Here is an 18,769-nt window from a genome sequence, read left to right on the forward strand (position 1 = left end):
GGATTTCTCTGTCGCCGAGCAAGCGGTTCAGGTCCTGGCTACTGATGTCACCAATATCCCTTTCGATGGATCGTTCCGAGATGGCTCGAGCCACAAGAACCTTAGATGGGACCAATGCCTGTCCGTGCTTTACCGCTTGTTTAACTTCCGGTGTCCTGGTTTTGTCGGCTGGAAGCCGTTTGGCATTGACTGCCGGAGTCGGGGGATCTGGGAAGAGCGGGCAAAGACGTCGGCATCTCGTGGGATGGAAAGCGAGAATCCTCGACCCATTCGCGGACAAGATCCTGCTCAAATCCATCCAGCCAAAGATCTTCTTTGGCGATGCGAGCGGAGAATCCAACCTGAACACAAACTTCCAGCAGGTCATCCAACTCGACCCCTAGTTGAAGTGACAATTCTGTCACCGGCTCAAATGCATCCCGCCGGAATTTTGCAAGTTGAGGATCCTGCAGCTCGTGGTACTTACGCAGCACTCCGCCAGCGGCGCCGGCATCGAGGGGTGTCAGCAGGGAAAGATCGTCAATTTTGCGTTGACCACTCGCCTGAAAAGCGGTGACCATATTATGAACCGAAACGCTGTTCGTCGCGGCAACTTCCGCTATCGGGATTGTGCCGGCCATGTAGTTGGGGTCTTGCTGGGCGAGCGCAGTTTCACGTAGTTGTTGCAACTCCGCGAAGTTGTCAATCTCTAGCGGCACGTTTGTTCGTCGACTTTCTCATGGCGGGACCTTCGGTATGGAGGAGTTGTTTTAAACAGTGAGCACTCAAAGTCTGAGGTTGGCGTACGGCAACTGGCCAAGTTCTTTCTTGAACGCCAAAAGAAGGCACTTCTCCACGTGTTCAGGATCGGCGTCCTCGATGATCTTCCAGCCGATTCGAAGCCGTGAAGGGTCTTGGATTTGCCAAATGAGGCGGCCGCCCCAGTGACCCGCCGGTTTTCCCTGCCCGAAGTCGAGATATTCCGCGATTCGTTTGCGCAAGCACCCTTGTTCCTCTGGCGCCGCCGGAAGCCTTTCCCAGATACAGGAGCTGGACACCGGGCACCAGCCGAGCCGTCGCCTCAGAACGCACAACGCTGGGGTCCTTGCCCTTGAACCATCCGCCGATGCTGGCCTCGGCAACCGGTGGGAGTCCGTAAAGGCGGGCCATTGCCTGGGCAATCGCGGTCATCCGCGGGCCTCCGCGAACCGCGGTGCCATGGACTCCATCTGTTCCATGACCAGTTTAATGGCCTCGGGCTGAGTGTCCGGCGGATATCCGTTGCGGACCAGGAGCCGTTTGATGGACGAACGCAGTTTAGCCCTAACATCATCGCGGACGGTCCAATCGGTGCGGATATCCCGGCGCATCACCTCCACCAGCTGGCGGGCGATTTCCGCCAGGACACCCGTGCCCATGACGTCCACGGCAGATTTGTTCTCTGAGATGGCATCGTAATACGCCAGCTCATCGGAGGTCAGTGCCGGGGTGAAGGCTTGCCCGCGGTTGCCCTCGGCGGCAATCTCCTTGGCCATCTCCACGAGTTCTGCAATGACTTCCGCGCTGGTGAGCTGCTGGTTGGTGTACTTTTTCATCAGCTCCGTGATCCGCTCGGAAAAGGCACGCTGGCGAACAATATTGTTGCGTGTGGTCGCCACGGACTCCTCGGCCACCAGCTTCCGCAGGGCCTCAATGGCCAATTGCGGGTTCCTGGCCGCCTTGGTCCTGGCGATGAACTCCGGGGTGAGGTCATCCAGTGAGGGTTTGGGCATGCCAGCGGCCGCATAAATATCCAGCACCTCCCCGGATGCCGTGGCACCGGCGATCAGCTCACCCAGCAGACGCTGGATCTCCTCCGGGATGGGCTCCCCGGACGCCTGCCGGTCGGCGGCGTCGAACTTGGCCATCCAAACCCGGATTTCCTCATACATCTGCACCTCGGGCCGCAGCTCCACCAGCGTTACGGCACCGGAACACAAGGCCCACGCCCGGGACAGCTGGCCACTGTAGCGCCGGTACTTGGAGGCGAGAGTTTCCGGATCCGACGGCGCGTTCCCCGGTGTTGTTGGATCTCGCAGGTAGGAAACGGCGCCGGTGGTGGCATTGATCCACGCCTTGGGCCCACCCTTGTTCAGCACGGCCCTCCAGTTGAAACCGGCCAACAGCTGGCGAAGGGTCCCCAGCACGGACACGGTCATGGCCACAGCCTCATCCACGTCCTTGCCCACGGGCTTGTTGGCCTGGTCGGACTTCGTATACTCGCCCAGGGCCTTGGCCAGATTCTCCGCCAGCGGGGCATACGCCACCAGCAGACCGTCCTCCTTGCCCTTGAACGTGCGGTTCACCCGGGCCAGAGTCTGCATGAGCAGGGCTCCCTTCAGGGGCCGGTCCAGGTAGAGGGTGTGCAGCGGCGGGGCGTCAAAGCCGGTGAGCATCATGTCCTTGACGATCACCAGCTCCAGTTCGTCGTCGGCGTCCTTGAGGCGGGCCTTAACCACGGCATTCTGGGAGTCGCGGCGCACGTGGTCGGAGACGGGCGGAGCGTCGGTGGCATCCCCTGAATAGACCACCTTGATCTTGCCCTTGTCCAACTCGTCGGAGTGCCAGCCCGGTCGCAGCTCCACGATGGCTGCGTACAACTTGGCGCAGATTTCCCGCGTGCCACCCACAATCAAGGCCTTGCCCGGCCCCTCAATGAACTTGTGCATGGCGGCCCGGCGGCCCTCCCAATGCTCCACCAGGTCCGCGGCCAGCGCGGCAATGCGCTCCGGAGCACCATAAACTGCATTGACGACGGCGACGCTCGCCTCGATGCGCGCCCGCTCTGTGACGTCTAGGCCCACCGTGGCATCATCGGCAGCCGTGTCCAGCTGTTCCTCGGTTACGGAGCCGGCCAGGCCCACCTTGATCAGCCGCGGCTCGAAGTAGACGGGAACTGTAGCGCCGTCCTCCACCGCACGCGTGAGGTCATAGATGTCGATGTAGTCGCCAAAGACGTCGCGGGTATTGCGGTCCGCAAAAGAAATGGGTGTGCCGGTGAACGCGATTAAAGTGGCGTGGGGGAGGGCGTCACGCAGGTGGCGGGCGTAGCCGTCAAGATCGTCGTAGTGGCTGCGGTGCGCCTCATCCACCACCACAATTATGTTGCGCCGGTTGCTGAGCAGCGGATGGTCCGTGCCGGCTTCCTTCTCGGCCTGGCTACGGCCAAACTTTTGCAAGGTGGTGAAATAGATGCCGCCGGTGGTGCGGTTGCCCAGCTCGTCGCGCAGCTCGGCCCGGCGCCGGATCTGGCGGGGGGTCTCGGGAAGCAGCTGGCTTTGGCGGAAAGTCTCGAACAGTTGGCCGTCGAGTTCGTTGCGGTCGGTGATGACCACCACCGTGGGGTTTTTCAGCCGCGGGTGGCGGATCACGCGGTTGGTGTAAAGCTCCATTTCCATGGACTTGCCCGAACCCTGCGTGTGCCAGACAACGCCAGCCTTGCCGTTGGATTCCACCGCCTGGACGGTGCTGCCCACAGCCTTGGTGACGGCAAAGTACTGGTGTGGCTTGGCAATGCGTTTGCTGAGCCCGTCAGCATTTTCGTCAAAGGCGGTGAAATCGGTCAGTAGCTGCAGGAACCGTTCCTGGTTGTACAGGCCCATCAGGGCCGTTTCCATCTCGGTGACGGCCTCCCCGTCCACGGTGAAGCCAGGCGGGACAGGCACGCCGTCGTCGTCCACATTCCACGGGGAAAAGTGGTTGAACGGCGTGAAGGGTGTTCCGTATTTAGCCTGGATGCCGTCGCTGGCCAAGGTGAACACGCAAAAGCGGAAGGCCATGGGGAATTCGCGCAGGTACGTTCGCAGCTGGGCGTGCGCGCCGGTGAGGTTGGCGTGTGCGCTGCCGGCTTTCTTCAGCTCAATGACGCTCACCGGCATGCCGTTGCAATAAAGGACGACGTCGAAGCGGCGTTTGTAGTCGCCAGCCACCAAAGTGACTTGGTTGACGGCCAGCCAGTCGTTCCGGTCCGGGTCCGCGCTGAGCAGGTGGATGGTGGCGTTGACGTCCGTGCCGTCGGTGTCGATGTAACCCAGCTTGTAGCCGTTGACCAGATAGCCGTGGATGCGCTGATTTTCGGTGATGGCGTCGTTGGATGTGGGGGACGTGATTTCCGCCAAGGCCTGCTTCACATACTGCAGTGGGACCGTGGGGTTGAGCTTTTGGAGCGCAGCCAGCATGCGCGGACGAATCAGCAGTTCGGCCCACGACTCGCGCTCTCCCTTACCTGGAGCGATCTCTTCGCCGTGGGTGGGGCGCCAGCCCAGTGGCTCGGCAAGCTGTTCAAGGGCCAAGCCCTCCCAGTCGGCCTCGGAAAAGCCTGTTACCGCCAGTGTCATGATCAATCTCCCCAACGTGCATTCGGATTCACTGTTGACCGTACCAGTCGGTGGCGTTTGTGGGGTGTTGTGAACTGGTACCAGGGGTTATCAGCGAGTTCGTGCCTCCTGCGCAGACCTCCAGGGTTTGTCATCCTTCAGGTCCGGCCGGTAGGAATCGCTAGGATTGAAAGTCGAGACGAGTGACAAGCCCGCAAGCTGGAGGAAACCCCATGGCCAAGAAAACCAAACGCCCCAAAGAGGTACGCCGCAACGTGACCTCCGTCAGCGAGCTGCGGGCAACCCGCGCAGTAGAGGCCATCACCCCGGGGTTCATGGCCTGGTGCGGGCGCGAGCGCGGCATTGAAGCGGCTCTGGCACTGGAAATACTGGGCCCTGTCATAGCCCTTGTTACCACTTATTTCCAGGAGTCGCCGGCCTCGGTGGCCACGAATTTTGAACCGGTGGCGTTTGCCACCGCCCTCGGCCAGCTGCTGGGTCCAGAGGATGCGGAAAATCAGCACGAAACGGTTTTCGTCATCGACGCGATCAACCTCTACCTTGAATTCCTGCTGGACACGGACTCCTGGACCGGCACCAAGGAAGCATTCAACACCATCGGCGAGCTGTTCCAGGAGGACGGCGGGGGCCTGCCGGAATTCATCGTCCCGAATCTGGACCCGGCCAAGGAACTGGCAACCCTGGAAGGCACCGAGTTGGCAGGCAAGGCTGCGGCATTGCTGCGCTGGTTGGATGTGGGAAAGGAGGTGACTGCCACGGGTGCATTGCGGCTGAAGGATATTGAGCCCGCCGCGGCCGCCATCGGGCTTGCCGTCCGTGGGTCCACACCGGCCAAGGCGCATCAGGATTCCCTATTCGGTGATCCTGGTACGGACGCAGTTCCGGTCAGGACTGTCAAAACCATGTTTGACGAGCCCCGCCTGGCGCTGCTGTGGATTGTTCTGGAGCAGACCGGACTCCTGCAGATCGGTCAGGGCAGGGCCAGGCCAACCGTGGATGCGCAGAATTTCCTCACCCCGGGGTCCTTGGGCCGTTTGAACCTGCTGCGGGACTTCACCACCATGTACATCCGCCTCTCCGTGCTGGGGCCCGAAACGAACCCGTGGCTGTCCCAAATATCCATTGCACAAACGGCAGTCCTGCTGGCAGCCACCACAGCGAACCCTCCTGAAACTATTCACCTTCGCCAGCTCGCGGAGAACGGTCTGGAAACCGGACTGATCATTGACCCCATCACCGCCGCATTTCTCGTGGAGAGGCTCGAAGCCATGGTGGAGCTGGGTCTGCTCACCATGGACCAGCACGTGGTGTTGCCTGAAGGCCTCATCGGCTGTTTTGCTGGCGCGCTGGCCGATTCCCTCAAGTTCCAGGACGAGGGCTTGGAAATTGAGCTCCCGGACTTCCCACCACCGGCGTCCTTCCAGCACACTCGCCAGCACACTCGCCCGGCGCAGCGAAAGCCGAAGAAAAATGCCAAGGTACAGATCCTGCAGCTTAAAATCATGCTGAAGGGCTCCAAACCGCCCATTTGGCGCCGACTGCTGGTTCGCTCCGACCTGACGCTGGCTTCGCTGCACCGCATTATCCAGATGTCCTTCGGATGGATGGATGGCCATCTCCATGAATTCCGTGTGGGTGGCTACAACGGAACCGTATACGGACCGGCCGGGAACGACTTCGGCTTCGGCGATCCGCCCATCGATGAGGCAGGGGTGGCCATCGGAGAGTTGCTGGCCGCGGAAAAGGACTCCGTTGCCTACGTCTATGACTTCGGTGACGATTGGGACCATGCCGTTACTGTGGAGAAGGTTCTCCCGTTCGACGACGGCGCCCCCGCCGTGCGCTGCACCGGCGGCCGGGGTGCCGGGCCGGCCGAGGACAGCGGCGGGGTGTGGGGCTGGGCTTCGATGGTGGAAGCCGTCAACGATCCCTCCCACCCCGAACACGACGAATACCGCGACTGGTTGGGGCTGGTGCCCGGGGAGACGCTGGATCCGAAGTACTTCGACAAGGACGAGCTGAACGAGGAACTCATCGACATGTACTGAGCCGAGCCGGGCTGTGAACCGTTCAAAGAACCACGACGGAGTTGGAAAGTGCGACGGGAGATGGCCAACAACACCTACAGCTCGAAGAGCGCCTCCTGAAGAGGTGTTGAGGCGGCCGAGACTGGCATGATGTCCGTCAGGATCCATTCCTGCCACGGAGTGATGAATGCGGTGACCACGCGCCAGCGCCGGCTGATGGTGGCACTGGCCATCAGATCCGGATCGGGCAGGTACAACAGCGTGAGGTGGAGGTCATCGCCGTCGGCCGCTGCATTGGCAATCAACCACTCGTCCAACTCCCGGCCCCAAATCGGCAGTTCCGCCGGGAAAAACAGCTTCAGCGCCTCCGGTTTCCAGCCCTCACGATTGCCCGATGCCGGGATCGTCACGACTTCGTTGCTCAGAGTCCAGCCAGCCTGGGGACTGTGCGACCAAGTACACGTTTCGTCCTGAAAACGCCACTCATCCGTCTCATAATTTACTGCTGCCGAACCTATTACCCACTGCCCGAATTTGTCAAGGGTTTCAACAGTGGCACTCAAGGCCGGGGTGGGGCTGTCCATCCCTACGGTTTGGACCACATAGTCCCACGTCAGTTTCGTCGTCACTCTGGCAGACTAACACCGGCCGCGGCTCAAGGGCTTTTGATGCGGTCACCGCCCACCAAGAAGGCACCTCGCAATCTCCAGGTCTCATCCAGTGAGATCCCTAGGGAGCTGAACCCTCCACGGCACTCCTCGACGGATAGTTCGCATCTCCTTAACCTGCCGTTCAGCTGATCTCCGCCAACGCGCTTCCCTGCCTTGCCACAGTGGCTGCATTGCATCCACGTTAGGAAGGTTCGCCATGAACGATCTAAAGAAGCTTTTGCCCATGCTCGGCCATACCCGCGGCAAGCGCAGCGCCGTCACCTGCATGCTCAAGTGTGACAACGCCTGTTCCAAGGCCGTCTGCAACACCTCCACCAACAGCTATTTCCGCGACATTGTCTCCACGGAGTTCTCACGCCGCTCGGCGATGGGCATTGGTCTGGCCGGCATCCTCAGTGCTGCCGTCATGGTCCAGGGCAGCGGTCACGGCGGCAAGTTCGACGGCGGCAACAACGGTCACGGCGGCAAGCTTGCGTTCGCGCCGATCAAGCCCGTGGACGCGGCCGTGGACGCCTTCAACGTCCCCGCCGGATACAACTGGCAGCCCATCATTCGCTGGGGCGATCCGCTCTTCGCGAACTCGCCGGACTTCGACTTCGCGAACCAGAGCCCCGCGGCGCAGGCCGGCCAGTTTGGCTACAATAACGACTACTTGGAGATCCTGCGCCAGCCCAACGGCAAGAAGGGCCTGCTGGTTTGCAATCACGAGTACGTCAACGCCAAGATCATGTTCCCCGCCGCCCCGGCCAACGAGGCGGAGCAAGCACAGCGGCGCAACATATTCCGCAACGCCGTGGGCATGAGCGTGGTGGAACTGGAGCGTGAAAAGAAGGGGCGGCCCTGGAGTTATGTCCGTGGCGGCACGCTGAACCGCCGCATCACCGTGGACACCACCTTTGAGTTGACGGGCCCACTGGCTGGTTCCGACTTCGTCAAAACTGCTGCGGACCGCGAGGGCCGTTTCGTCCTGGGCACCCTGGGTAACTGCTCGGGTGGCTCCACCCCCTGGGGCACCATCCTCTCTGGCGAGGAGAACTTCAACGCCTTCTTCCGCACCAACGGCACCAGCGCCGAGGACCGCCGCTACGGTCTGGGCAACGCAGCCACGGGCATGGGCTGGGAGATGGATGATCCCCGTTTTGACGCCCGCGGCGAGGACTACCGCAACGAGCCCAACCGCTTTGGCTACATTGTGGAGATAGATCCGGAGAACCCCCACTCCAACCCGAAAAAGCACACTAGCCTGGGCCGCTTCAAGCATGAGGGCGCCAACGTCATCATCGCGGACAACGGCAAGGTGGTGGCGTATTCGGGCGATGATGAGCGCTTCGACTACCTGTACAAGTTTGTTTCGAAGAACAAGTACAAGAAGAATGACAAGGCGCACAATATGACACTGCTCAGTGAGGGTGATCTGTACGTAGCCCAATTCGCGGGCAACTCCGCAGCGGAAATTGACGGCTCCGGCACGGTGCCGGCAGATGGCAGCTTTGATGGTTCCGGCGCGTGGCTTCCGTTGGTGGTCGACGGCAAGAGCGCCATCTCCGGTATGAGTGTCCAGGAAGTCCTGGTTTACACGCGGCTGGCCGCCGACAAGGCCGGCGCCACCAAGATGGACCGGTGCGAGGACGTGCAGCCGAGCCTGACTACGGGCAAGGTGTATGTGGCCTGCACCAACAACAGCAAGCGCGGCGTGGGCAGTAGTGCAGTTGCCGACGAGGTGAATCCGCGCACCGAAAACCGCGACGGTCACGTGGTGGAAATTACCGAGCGCCGCGGAGATGCCACCGCCACAACGTTCAACTGGAACCTGCTGATGCTCTGCGGTGACCCGGCGAAGAACACGGAAACCTACTTCAGCGGCTTCCCTGCATCGCAGGTCAGCCCCATTTCCTGCCCGGACAACGTGGCGTTCGACACCGAAGGCAACCTGTGGATCTCGACGGACGGGGCGCCGTCCACCATTGGCTACAACGACGGCCTGTTCAAGGTGGGACTGGAGGGCCGCAACAGGGGCAACGTGGAGCAGTTCGCCTCCATGCCGCGAGATGCCGAGACGTGTGGACCCATCATCCACGACGACGAATCCATGGTCTTCGTGGCAGTGCAGCACCCGGGTGAGGACGGGACGTACGGGGCGCACACCTCATTCTTCCCCGACTACGTTGCCCAGGGTGCCACGCCGAAGCGTGGCCAGGTGCGCGCGCCCCGCCCGTCGGTGGTGCAGATCTTCCCGAAAGACTGATTTCACAGCTTCCATGCTGGTGGACCCAAATGTTTCGGAGATGCTGGGACTCTCCGAAGATTTCTAGGTTGTTCGCAGGGTATTGATGCGGGCGCTGCTTTCCGTTACCACGGAGTCCAAGAGGGGGTGGTCCCAGCCTTCTTCAATTGCTTGTTGCCGGACGGAAGGCAGCGCTTTTTCCAGAGCCACGAGCGTGCGACTAATGACTCTGTTCGCCGAGGGGCGCCTCATCCCCCAAGAAATTGCCTCGATAAGTAGATGCTGACCTCGGAGGTCGTTGAGGAACGCCTCGCCGCCGACGCGCAGGGACAGCTCACGTTCATGGTCCGGCCAGACGGACGTGGGTACAACATCATAGGCGGGCGTTAGACCGATCTCCCCGCCGTTGAGAAGTAGGGCCAAGTTTCTGGCATGCATATCGCAGTTTCCAAGGACTGCGTTGAGAACCACCATTTCCAATAGTTGTATGAGTGCTTTGGCGGGTGCTGTTGCGTGAAGGCTCAGGAGATTGGCCATGTCCAGCAGACGAGGAGGGGTCAACCCGTCTTGTTGGTACTTTTCCTTGATTCCGAGGGCCTGGGCAAAATCCTCCTGATGGATACGATGAACCGTGCCTAATTCGTCTTGTTCACGATCAAACCGTGTGGCCAATAGGCCAGGGCGTCCGGAGATATCTATGACGCGGGCATCGGAAGCGCTCACCGACACTCCAAATTTAGTGGTCTCCTTGATGAGTCGAAGACCCATGGCCTCCAGTTGGGCTATGCCGGGCCAGCGCTCCGAACCCTTCTCAGTAAGGCGGGCTGGCTTGAGGATGTGGGTTGAAGGGTGTCCGTTCAGAGGGATTCCTATCTGGTCACCGTCTACGACAACTACAAGTTTTCCTTGAAGTCCACCCAGACTGGAACGAACACCAGGTCCGACTGAGACGCCCAGGGGTGCTGATGTAAGATCTGAAACCACTTCTGCGAGTTCATCATTGCTGAGCCAATGAACGCCTGGTAAGCGGGCAGCCGCGGGCGAATCCGGGTCGACCACTTGAATAGCTCCGGCACAGTCGAGGCCGTATGCGCGCAACAGCCCGAAAGTGTCGTCGTTGGCTACCCGTGCGCGATCAGCCAGGAGAGCTCGGACCTGATCTTCAGGCAAGAGACCGTCAATAAATGTTCGTGTTTGCGTGGCCGGATACATGGTCGGCCTGACCGGGAGGCGAACAGAAAGTAGTGGGAACCCTAGGCCGAAAGTTTCCAATGCCAGTGGAGTATAGGTCAGGGAGGCGCCGCCGCCGGGGCCGTCAGAAGTCAACACCCCAACGCGAGTATCTTTGAATAGCACGTCGAGAGTGTCACCCATCGGCTGAGCGCCTAACTCTGATGCCTTTGGTGGCGGCTTGCAGATTCTCCTGCTCGAGTCGAATCTCTCGAGCTATCCGATTTTCTCGAGGGAGCATGAAGACATCGAGACCTATGGCTTCGGCGACCTCAAGTAACAGTTTCGTGCTGCCGAACCGTCCGTTTTCCATTGCGCTGATCTTTGGTCGAGAAATCCCCAGTTGCTCGGATAGTTCCTCCTGGGTCATTCCAAGGGAGATGCGGCGCCTGCGAATGGAGTTGCCTAGGCGCTTGGTAACCAGTGTTGCTGTCATCTGTATCCCTCGTTATAAGGGCCGACTTATGTATCCATTTTTGGGTACGTAGCCACTCTATCACGCTAATGTACCCAAAATCGGGAACATTGACCAATTTTTGGTCTAATGATCGGTCTTTGGGGACATTAGGGCAATGGGGAGCCGAGGATAGTGGTATGGGCTCAAAAAAGTTCCCGGCCGACAAATGCGGGTACTAGTGGCGGAAGGTAGCCTGGATTTCCATCGAGCTGAACATGCCGGTCAGCATGGCCTTGGTGTTCTCAGTTGCCTGCTTCTTCAGCTGCGCCTACGGCAGTCGGATCTTCACTGACTTTCCGCCAGCAGATAGTGACAGGTCATCCTCGGCGAGGCCGGATATATCCACATATGCGTTGACTGTGCCTGCTCCGCCAAATATCGTTCGACGCCCGGAGATGATGTTGGGCAATATGAGGTTGTCATCCTTGTCATCGACCACAACTTCAAAGTCGCCGACCGCGGCGACGTACTTGCTGGTGTCTTGGATGGAATTCAGCAGAGCTGTTTCACTCTTGCCGGACTGGAACGGGTTGAACCCCAAGAGACTTGCACCATAGAGCCCGGACAGCACGGCGACTAAAAAACAGCTACCCGGAGAGCGACAGAATTGCCTGGGCGCATGGCTGCCATCGGATTCCTTTAAGAGTTGAAAAATGCGGGGGTTGTTCCCACCGGTTGGCCTGTGCGGCGGGCATGGCCGATGCAGCCCATGCAATATTACTTGGAGGCCAAACGATCGCGAACTTGTGCCAGCGTGTGACGGTCTTGGCGGTGTCGCGACACCGCCAAGACCGCGTTAGACCGCCGCCGAGACGAGTGCTTCGGCGTCCTTGACGCACAGCTTCCCTGACATTAGCTGGGGGAGCAGTGCATCGCGGGTTGCGGCGAGCGTAGAGTTCTCCTTGAGCGCGTTTTGGGCGACAGAATGGAGAGGGATTGCCTTGGCTTCGAAGGACTGCATAGTCTCTGAACCAGCTAGGCGCACTTTGAATTTCTTGAAGTTGCCTCGGCTCAGCTCCAAGAACGTTGCGCCATTGGCCAGGGAGATGAACTCGTCTACTCGACTGAGCATTTCATGGAACAACCAATAGCGCATGCTCGGTTCGTTTGGCTCCACCACAATGAATCCTTGGTTCACCGCAGTTGGAACCTGTGCGATGGCAAACGCACCGATTGTGGCTCGAGAAGTCATGAGAATCGCGCCCGACTGGAACAAGTCCGACGAACATGCTGCCAGGCCTTCGGTCGTAATGGGTCGCGAAGTAGCCTCCAGATACGGGCCACGCAGCGCGGTCACGTCTGTTGGCGTTGCCCAGTTGGTGTCACCACCCCAGTATTCGGGCACCTTGGTGCTTGGCGTTCCACCACCGCTGACCTTAGCTACGTCCGCGAATGACTTGTCTGAAAACTCGACATCGAGGATGGATTTATGGAACAGGGTCTTCGTAAGCTCAAGCGAGGTTTCAGCGAGTTTGGTGTTGGCGGCGATCTTGTCGTCGAGGGCGCCCAGGACTTCGGCGATGGCTCGCTGCTCCTGGATCGGGGGCAAAGGAATATCGATGTTTAAAATCAGTGAGGGACTGATGTTTGGTTGTGCAGATCCGTATGCAGAAGACGTGAAGTAATCGACTGTGTCCGGCAACTGGAGAAATTGGTAGAGGTAGTTACTGTCCAAGTGAGTTGGAAACGTCACACGGAAGGCGCCAACTCGCTGGTTGACGAGGGCTCGCTGGTCAAAACGCACCCTGCCAATTTCTCCAACAGTGGCGCCAGACATTGAAATGAGGGAATCACCAAATTGCGCCTCGAATGCAACAGCGCTGGCCGCCACATCCTCACTAACAAATCCACAATTCTCCAAGACCACGTTCCCCGGCGTGACATTTCTAATCTTGATAACCGGGACACCGGCTGCCCTCCAATCGGCGCTCTTAAACGCGAACCCGGATCGGACTGTCGCTACCTGTGAAAGTTTGACACTTGGAAATCGGCTCATGAAACCCTCCGCAACTGCTCGCGCACTACGGCTGCCAAGCGCTCGGACTCGTCAAACTGGGCAAACAGTTCAGCGGAGAGTCGGGCGATCTTTTCTTCGATCGGCTCGCCGTCGTCCTTAACTTCGGCGGCGCCAACGTAGCGGCCCGGGGTGAGGGCGTAGTCGGCGGCCTTGATCTCCGCGAGGGTGACGGACTTGCAGAAGCCGGGTTCGTCGTCGTACGCCAAGCCGGAAGCAACAGCGGAAGTAGAGCCGCGCCAGGCGTGGAACGTCCCGGCGATCTTGGCAATGTCCTCATCAGAAAGAGCGCGCTCCGCCCTATCCACCATGTGCCCCAGGTTTCGGGCGTCGATGAACAAGACCTGCCCGGTCCTATCAACAGACCCGCCAGCTCCCAAGGTCTTGTCCTTGGCGAAGAACCACGTGCACACGGGAATGCCGGTGGAGCGGAACAGCTGGGTGGGCAGCGCCACCATGCAGGAGACCAGGTCCGCCTCAACCAGCTGAGCACGGATCTCGCCCTCACCTCCTGAGTTGGAGGACATGGAGCCATTGGCCATGACCACGCCCGCGGAACCGCCCGGTGCCAGCTTGGAAATGATGTGCTGAATCCACGCATAGTTCGCATTGCCCGCCGGCGGGACGCCGTACTTCCAGCGCGGATCGGACTCCGAACGGGCCCAGTCCTTAATATTGAACGGGGGATTGGCCATGATGAAATCGGCCTGCATGTCCGGGTGCTGGTCGCGGGCAAAGGTATCACCCCAGCGCGAGGCCAAATTGCCGTTGAGCCCGTGGATGGCCAGGTTCATCTTCGCCATACGCCAGGTGCGCTCATTAAGCTCCTGCCCATAGACCGAAATCTCCGAGCCCTCCTTGTTGTGCGACTCCAGGAACTTCTCGGCCTGCACAAACATGCCACCGGACCCGCAGGCGGGGTCGTACACGCGGCCGTGCGTGGGCTCCAAAACCTCCACCAGCACGCGCACCACCCCGGCCGGGGTGTAGAACTCGCCGCCGCGCTTGCCCTCGGCGCGGGCAAACTTCTCCAGGAAGTACTCGTACACCTCACCAAGCAAGTCGCGGGCCTTGGTGGCCCCCTCACCGGTGAACTTGGCCGAGTTGAACAAGTCCAGCAGCTCGCCCAGGCGGCGCTGATCAATGTTGTCGCGGTTGAAAATCATGGGCAGCGTGGCGGCCAGTGACGGGTTGGCGCCCATCACGTACGCCATGGCGTCATCAATGAGCTCGCCAATGCTCTTGGCATGCTCGTCCATCGACGCAACTGTGCCCTTGGCGTTCTGCGCCAAGTACGTCCAGCGGGCGCGGGCCGGAACCCAGAACACGCCGCGGCCGGTGTACTCGTCCACATCGTCAATGAGCTGGGCAATTTGGTCCTCATTTAGCCCGTCCGCCACCAGCTCCGTGCGGATCTGTTCGCGGCGCTCATCGAAGGCATCGGAAACGTACTTCAAAAATACGAGCCCCAGGATCACGTCCTTGTACTGTGAGGCGTCCATGGAGCCGCGCAGCTTGTCGGCAGCCTTCCACAGGGTGTCCTTTAATTCCTTCATGGTGGACGGGGCGGCGTCCACTTGCTTCTTCGGGGGCATGATCCAGCTTTCTTTACGTTAAATCGATCGTAGCGTCCACAACGAGCCCGCCGGCGCTGACGCCGTCGCGGATGATCGTGGTGAGTTCGGTGAGCCGTTCCAACCGGAGCCGGGCTGCAGCTTCTTCACGTTCCAGCTGGGCCAGAACGGGGCGCAATTGTTGGGCCGTGGCATGCGGCACCAGGCGCAACGCCCAGTTCCGCCAATCCTTGGTGGCCGCGGAATTGATGTCAGCGGCCAGCATTTCCGGCATAAGCCCGCCGGGATCCTTCTCACTAATCCGCAACACCCGTGCCGGATATTCGATGACGGACCCGCCCTCCGCATCCACCATCGCCGAGGGAGTGGGAACAGTGGCAAAAACGACGTCGCCGGGCTCGCTCAGGCGGGCCTGTGGATGGTTGGCGGCCAGTACCAGCCGGTTGATGCGACGCTCCGCAGAGTCGCCGCGTCCGGGAGTCCCCCCAAGTCCAAGTTCCGTCAGTCCCAAAACTCGGGCTCCGCCGTCGTCCGCTAGGGGAAGGCCCGCAATCAGGCGCACACCCCTTACATAGCGCAGGTGCTCTTGGGACAGCAGTTCATCCACCGTGGCGGTGGCTGAGGACCCATGGCCCAGCGACAGTGCAAAGGGAAGCGGGCCGGGTGCGGCGGCGGGGGAGTTGAGCTGGGCCAGGAGCCGGTCAGCCCGGACGGCTTGCTCGGAAGCGTCCGCGTCCGGGCCAAGGCCGGAGACCTGCCGGACCAGCGCACCTCTACGAGCTAAAAGCCGGGATGTGGGTACGATGCGGGCAAACCGCATGGCGTGGGCGCGGATGGTGGATGCCGATCCCATCGAGACAGCAAGATCGCCCACCAGGTCCTGGACGGTGTCGTGGCTCAAGGCTGTGTCAGAGAGGTCGGCGACCATGGTCCAGCGCTCGGCAATAGGCACCGACGCGTGGGCCGGGCCCAGCACCCACAGTGCCAAGGCCTGCCGGGTCTTCGCCGGAACGAGCCCCGCAGGAAGCCGGATGATGGCGCGCACCCTGCCCGACCGCAACAGAGCCGCACGCACAGCACCGGACCCCGGCTCCTCGAGCGCATCCGTCAACGCCACGGCCGGGGCCACGATCACCCCGCGCTGCGAATCGTCCATCTGCAGCACAGTGTTTTCAATGTCCGCAAGAATCCTCATGGCCCGCATCTCCGGGGCCCCGGGCGGCGGGTAGGAGGCCACATGCACGGCCGGTTCCGCCACAGAGAACTCGCCCGAATTGGTGAAGTGCAGGCGCTCTCGATGAACGCCGTGGACCAGCAGGCGGCGCAGCGCCGTGCGAGACGCCGCGTCCCGGCCGCTGCGAGTGAGCAGCCGCGGATCGGCGTCCTCGGGCAGCCTGTGGAGCACGGCTACGAGCAGATCGCTGCCGCCGCTTGTGGGGTCCACAAACACCGGTTCCCTAGTGTTGGAGTGGTTGGAAAGTTCGACGGCGGTCATCGCGGCAAGGTCGATGGCCGGGCCCGCCAATGCCGTGTCCGCGTGGTCCCGCAGGCCCGACCGGAAGCGCTCACGCATGAGCGTTTCGAAGGCGGCTTCGGGTGAATAGGCGGCCTCAATGAGCAGGTCTGCGCGGGCGGCGAAGTCCATGGCGTCCCCGCCCAAGGCCTCGATCTCCGAGTAAAGGAAGTCGTTGTCCGGGTCGATGTCGTCGGCGGCGTCGAGCAGGTCATCCGCGGCCATGCCGGCAAGGGGCTCGCCCACCAGCCGGCGCAGCGTGATAAGTGCCGTCAGAGCGACGAATGCCGCTTTAGGATCTGTCCGTGAGGAGTCGTGGCGGGCGAAGGCAGCCATGTCGTCGGGTGCTTGCGGGTTGTTGCCGTGCTGGGTTGTGACAAGCCACTCCCGCACCTGACCGGCGTCGAACAAATACTGACCGCGGTTCAGCTTGATTGGCTCCGGGAACGGCGTTGCCGTGCCCTGGCTGCGGCGCCGCCACATGGACACAACTGGGCGCTTCACCCGGGTCAGGGTAGCGATTTCAGCCAGGGAGATGCACAGAGTGGTCGACTGCCCGTTCATGTGCCCCCCGATTAATTGGTGTCAGAACAGCTTATGCGGTTATGCACACCATGTGCACAAAATGTTGATAAGTCCCCTTATCAATGAATTTCTTATCAAACATCGGCGCAAGCCATAGCGTGTTCCTGACAGCAACGGACACCATTCATCATTTGGGGGAAGCACATCATGGGCGGGAACAACGCAGCTACAGGTACGCCCGGACGGCGGTTGATTTACAGCAGCACGGGCGACGTCCTGGGACTGGCGTTTGGGCGGTTGTTTGGCTGCCCACCGTTGCCGGGCGGCCTCCGCCGACCACCGGAGGCCGGCACTGCCCCTGATGTGCCTGATGAACAAGGAACGCCGACACGGAACGAGGAAGAGGGCCATGACGGCTGAGGAGCACAAAGACGAAGAAGTGCCGCTACGATCTGGCGCGGCGGCAAAGCTGGCACGTGAGCTTGGCGGAAGCACTGCAGGAGCGGTGCCGGCGCCCAAGACTCCACCTGCCGCAAAGTCCGGTGCCGCCGCGAAACGGACATGGAAGTCCAAGGCGCTGGTGGGCGCGTTGGCCGCCGTCGTACTTCTTGGCGCGGGTACATTCTTTGGCACCACGTTGCCTGACCCGAGCAAGAGCGACGCCTATGCACAGTTGGCGGCAGAGAAGTCTTCCGTCGAGAAGGACCTTGAAAATTCCAGGACCTCGTTCCGGACGTTGGATGAAAAGCTCGCGGCACTGAGCGGAACCATCAAAGGCCGCGAAGACAAGGTGACTGATCGTGAAAGCGCGCTGGCGGCGGCTGAACGAAAGGTTGCCGAGCAGGAGACCGCGGTCAAGAAGCGAGAGGAAGCTGTGACCGGTGCTGAAGCGCAGAAGACCAAGAACACCTTTGGCGACGGCACCCGGACCGTGGGTCGAGACATTGAACCTGGCACCTATGTAACTGCAGCCGACGTCGGCTCCTCCTGCTACTGGGCCATCCTGGCCAGCGGGACGAACGGCTCGGACATTGTGGATAACGACCTGCCCAAAGGGGGCCGCCCGTCGGTGACCATCATTGAGGGGCAGGACTTCAAGTCGAGCCGCTGCGGCAGCTGGACCAAGCAGTAATTCGCCGGACTTTCCGGTTGATCATCACATTCACTCGAGGCCAACAAGGGCCGGAGTGCCATAGACAAGGACACTTGAATTGACCAACAACGTTTATACGAAGGCGCCATCCGCACCGTTTGCCACCGATCCGCAAGATGCGGGCGTCGGAACCAAATCCTTCCTCACCACCTGGCTGCTGTCCTTGTTCCTGGGGTTCTTTGGCATTGATCGTTTCTACCTGGGCAAAGTGGGGACGGGTATTCTCAAGCTCGTCACCCTGGGTGGTGCAGGCGTGTGGGTACTGGTGGACTTGGTCATCACGTTGGCCGGCAAGCAGAGGGACAAGAAGGGCCAGCTGCTCGCCGGCTACGCCAAGCACAAGGTTGTGGCCTGGATTGTCACAGCAGTGTTGCTGGTCATCGGCTCCGTGTCCGGGGGTGGAGCGGCGGGCGGAACATCAGAAGCATTGGCCGAGAAGCCTGCAGCAGTTGCGCCGGTGCAAGCACCCTTGGAAGCTCCGGTTAAGAAAAAGGTTGACACCGCTAATGAGAAGAAAGCCGAAGAGCCTGCCAAGAACGACGCACCCGTTGTGGGTGTGCCGTTCACGGTGGACCTGAAGAAGGGAAACGTTGCCAGAATCACCATCATCTCCGCTAAGCGGACAAATGTTGTGAGCACGAACCTCCTTGCCACTGAGCCGAAGAACGGTGAATACCTGCTGCTGGACGTGCTGTGGGAGACCGAATCCGGAACCACCTCCTCCAACCCGCTGTACTTCACCGCCAAGAATGAAGACGGCCGCAAGGGAGACTTCGCATTCTTTGCCGACGATCTGCTGCCTGCCGGTGAGGTGGCTGCCGGCGACAAGTCCCGCGGCTTTGTTGCCTTCGACATTGCGCCGGGTGCCGCAACCGTTGGCGTTACGGATCAGTTGCTGCAGCAGAAGGCCCGGATCCAGATTCCCGGATAGCGGGCGGCCTGTTGTTTCCGGCCGCTGGCCAAACCCACGCGAGAGCGGCGCCTGCCTGGAAAAGGTGGGTGCCGCCGTCGTATTAGAAGAAAGAC

14 protein-coding genes are annotated in these 18,769 nt (G+C 60.8%); 4 read left to right on the forward strand and 10 right to left on the reverse strand.

The features are described 5' to 3' along the window. Positions 1 to 140 precede the first annotated feature (140 nt). The 3 genes from AAGW05_RS12235 to AAGW05_RS12245 all read right to left on the reverse strand — a co-directional run bounded on the left by AAGW05_RS12235 (position 141) and on the right by AAGW05_RS12245 (position 4,355). Complete coding sequence (locus AAGW05_RS12235; RefSeq protein ID WP_411804810.1) at positions 141 to 698, reverse strand: hypothetical protein; 558 nt, start codon at positions 696 to 698, stop codon at positions 141 to 143. Positions 699 to 764: 66 nt separating this feature from the next. Further along, complete coding sequence (locus AAGW05_RS12240; RefSeq protein ID WP_411804811.1) at positions 765 to 980, reverse strand: hypothetical protein; 216 nt, start codon at positions 978 to 980, stop codon at positions 765 to 767. A 186-nt stretch (positions 981 to 1,166) separates the two neighbouring features. Then, positions 1,167 to 4,355 carry a type I restriction endonuclease subunit R gene (locus AAGW05_RS12245; RefSeq protein WP_411804812.1) on the reverse strand — a complete coding sequence of 1,063 codons (3,189 nt, stop codon included), beginning with the start codon at positions 4,353 to 4,355 and terminating at the stop codon, positions 1,167 to 1,169. 212 nt (positions 4,356 to 4,567) lie between these two features. Here AAGW05_RS12245 and AAGW05_RS12250 point away from each other — a divergent pair, with 212 nt between their 5' ends. After that, the gene (locus AAGW05_RS12250; RefSeq protein ID WP_411804814.1) at positions 4,568 to 6,403 is read left to right on the forward strand and encodes a plasmid pRiA4b ORF-3 family protein; all 1,836 of its coding nucleotides are present in this window, start codon (positions 4,568 to 4,570) and stop codon (positions 6,401 to 6,403) included. 74 nt (positions 6,404 to 6,477) lie between these two features. On the opposite strand, the gene AAGW05_RS12255 is transcribed toward AAGW05_RS12250, so the two are convergent. Beyond that, positions 6,478 to 7,011, reverse strand: a complete 534-nt coding sequence (locus AAGW05_RS12255; RefSeq protein WP_411804815.1) for a hypothetical protein — start codon at positions 7,009 to 7,011, stop codon at positions 6,478 to 6,480. A 238-nt stretch (positions 7,012 to 7,249) separates the two neighbouring features. Between AAGW05_RS12255 and AAGW05_RS12260 the strand changes: the two genes are divergently transcribed. After that, a complete protein-coding gene (locus tag AAGW05_RS12260) occupies positions 7,250 to 9,298 on the forward strand; it encodes a PhoX family protein (protein WP_411804816.1) in 2,049 nt (682 codons plus the stop codon). Between the two features lie 63 nt (positions 9,299 to 9,361). On the opposite strand, the gene AAGW05_RS12265 is transcribed toward AAGW05_RS12260, so the two are convergent. From AAGW05_RS12265 to AAGW05_RS12290, 6 genes are all read right to left on the reverse strand, one after another. After that, positions 9,362 to 10,651, reverse strand: coding sequence for a HipA domain-containing protein (locus AAGW05_RS12265; protein ID WP_411804817.1), 1,290 nt, complete (start codon positions 10,649 to 10,651; stop codon positions 9,362 to 9,364). After that, positions 10,644 to 10,943 carry a helix-turn-helix transcriptional regulator gene (locus AAGW05_RS12270; protein ID WP_411804818.1) on the reverse strand — a complete coding sequence of 100 codons (300 nt, stop codon included), beginning with the start codon at positions 10,941 to 10,943 and terminating at the stop codon, positions 10,644 to 10,646. Before AAGW05_RS12270 ends, AAGW05_RS12265 begins: the two co-directional genes overlap by 8 nt. 289 nt (positions 10,944 to 11,232) lie before the next feature. After that, complete coding sequence (locus tag AAGW05_RS12275; protein ID WP_411804819.1) at positions 11,233 to 11,505, reverse strand: DUF4230 domain-containing protein; 273 nt, start codon at positions 11,503 to 11,505, stop codon at positions 11,233 to 11,235. Between the two features lie 255 nt (positions 11,506 to 11,760). After that, positions 11,761 to 12,960, reverse strand: coding sequence for a restriction endonuclease subunit S (locus AAGW05_RS12280; RefSeq protein ID WP_411804820.1), 1,200 nt, complete (start codon positions 12,958 to 12,960; stop codon positions 11,761 to 11,763). After that, entirely contained in the window at positions 12,957 to 14,573 is a 1,617-nt protein-coding gene (locus tag AAGW05_RS12285) for a type I restriction-modification system subunit M (protein ID WP_411804821.1), read from the reverse strand. Before AAGW05_RS12285 ends, AAGW05_RS12280 begins: the two co-directional genes overlap by 4 nt. 13 nt (positions 14,574 to 14,586) lie before the next feature. After that, entirely contained in the window at positions 14,587 to 16,629 is a 2,043-nt protein-coding gene (locus tag AAGW05_RS12290; RefSeq protein WP_411804822.1) for a helix-turn-helix transcriptional regulator, read from the reverse strand. Between the two features lie 370 nt (positions 16,630 to 16,999). On the opposite strand from AAGW05_RS12290, the gene AAGW05_RS12295 reads away from it, so the two are divergent. Further along, positions 17,000 to 17,722: a hypothetical protein gene (locus AAGW05_RS12295; protein ID WP_411804823.1), complete on the forward strand. Its 723-nt coding sequence runs from the start codon at positions 17,000 to 17,002 to the stop codon at positions 17,720 to 17,722. A gap of 79 nt (positions 17,723 to 17,801) precedes the next feature. After that, complete coding sequence (locus AAGW05_RS12300) at positions 17,802 to 18,674, forward strand: TM2 domain-containing protein (RefSeq protein WP_411804824.1); 873 nt, start codon at positions 17,802 to 17,804, stop codon at positions 18,672 to 18,674. Positions 18,675 to 18,769 lie beyond the last annotated feature (95 nt).

The sequence above is a fragment of the Arthrobacter sp. LAPM80 genome (assembly GCF_046736435.1).
GTDB lineage: Bacteria > Actinomycetota > Actinomycetes > Actinomycetales > Micrococcaceae > Specibacter.

Bases quoted from the DNA above. Each gene is read 5' to 3' on its own strand.
- AAGW05_RS12245 (WP_411804812.1), bottom strand. From the start codon at position 4,355: ATGACACTGGCGGTAACAGGCTTTTCCGAGGCCGACTGGGAGGGCTTG.
- AAGW05_RS12250 (WP_411804814.1), top strand. From the start codon at position 4,568: ATGGCCAAGAAAACCAAACGCCCCAAAGAGGTACGCCGCAACGTGACC.
- AAGW05_RS12260 (WP_411804816.1), top strand. From the start codon at position 7,250: ATGAACGATCTAAAGAAGCTTTTGCCCATGCTCGGCCATACCCGCGGC.
- AAGW05_RS12265 (WP_411804817.1), bottom strand. From the start codon at position 10,651: ATGGGTGACACTCTCGACGTGCTATTCAAAGATACTCGCGTTGGGGTG.
- AAGW05_RS12270 (WP_411804818.1), bottom strand. From the start codon at position 10,943: ATGACAGCAACACTGGTTACCAAGCGCCTAGGCAACTCCATTCGCAGG.
- AAGW05_RS12280 (WP_411804820.1), bottom strand. From the start codon at position 12,960: ATGAGCCGATTTCCAAGTGTCAAACTTTCACAGGTAGCGACAGTCCGA.
- AAGW05_RS12285 (WP_411804821.1), bottom strand. From the start codon at position 14,573: ATGCCCCCGAAGAAGCAAGTGGACGCCGCCCCGTCCACCATGAAGGAA.
- AAGW05_RS12290 (WP_411804822.1), bottom strand. From the start codon at position 16,629: ATGAACGGGCAGTCGACCACTCTGTGCATCTCCCTGGCTGAAATCGCT.
- AAGW05_RS12295 (WP_411804823.1), top strand. From the start codon at position 17,000: ATGACGGCTGAGGAGCACAAAGACGAAGAAGTGCCGCTACGATCTGGC.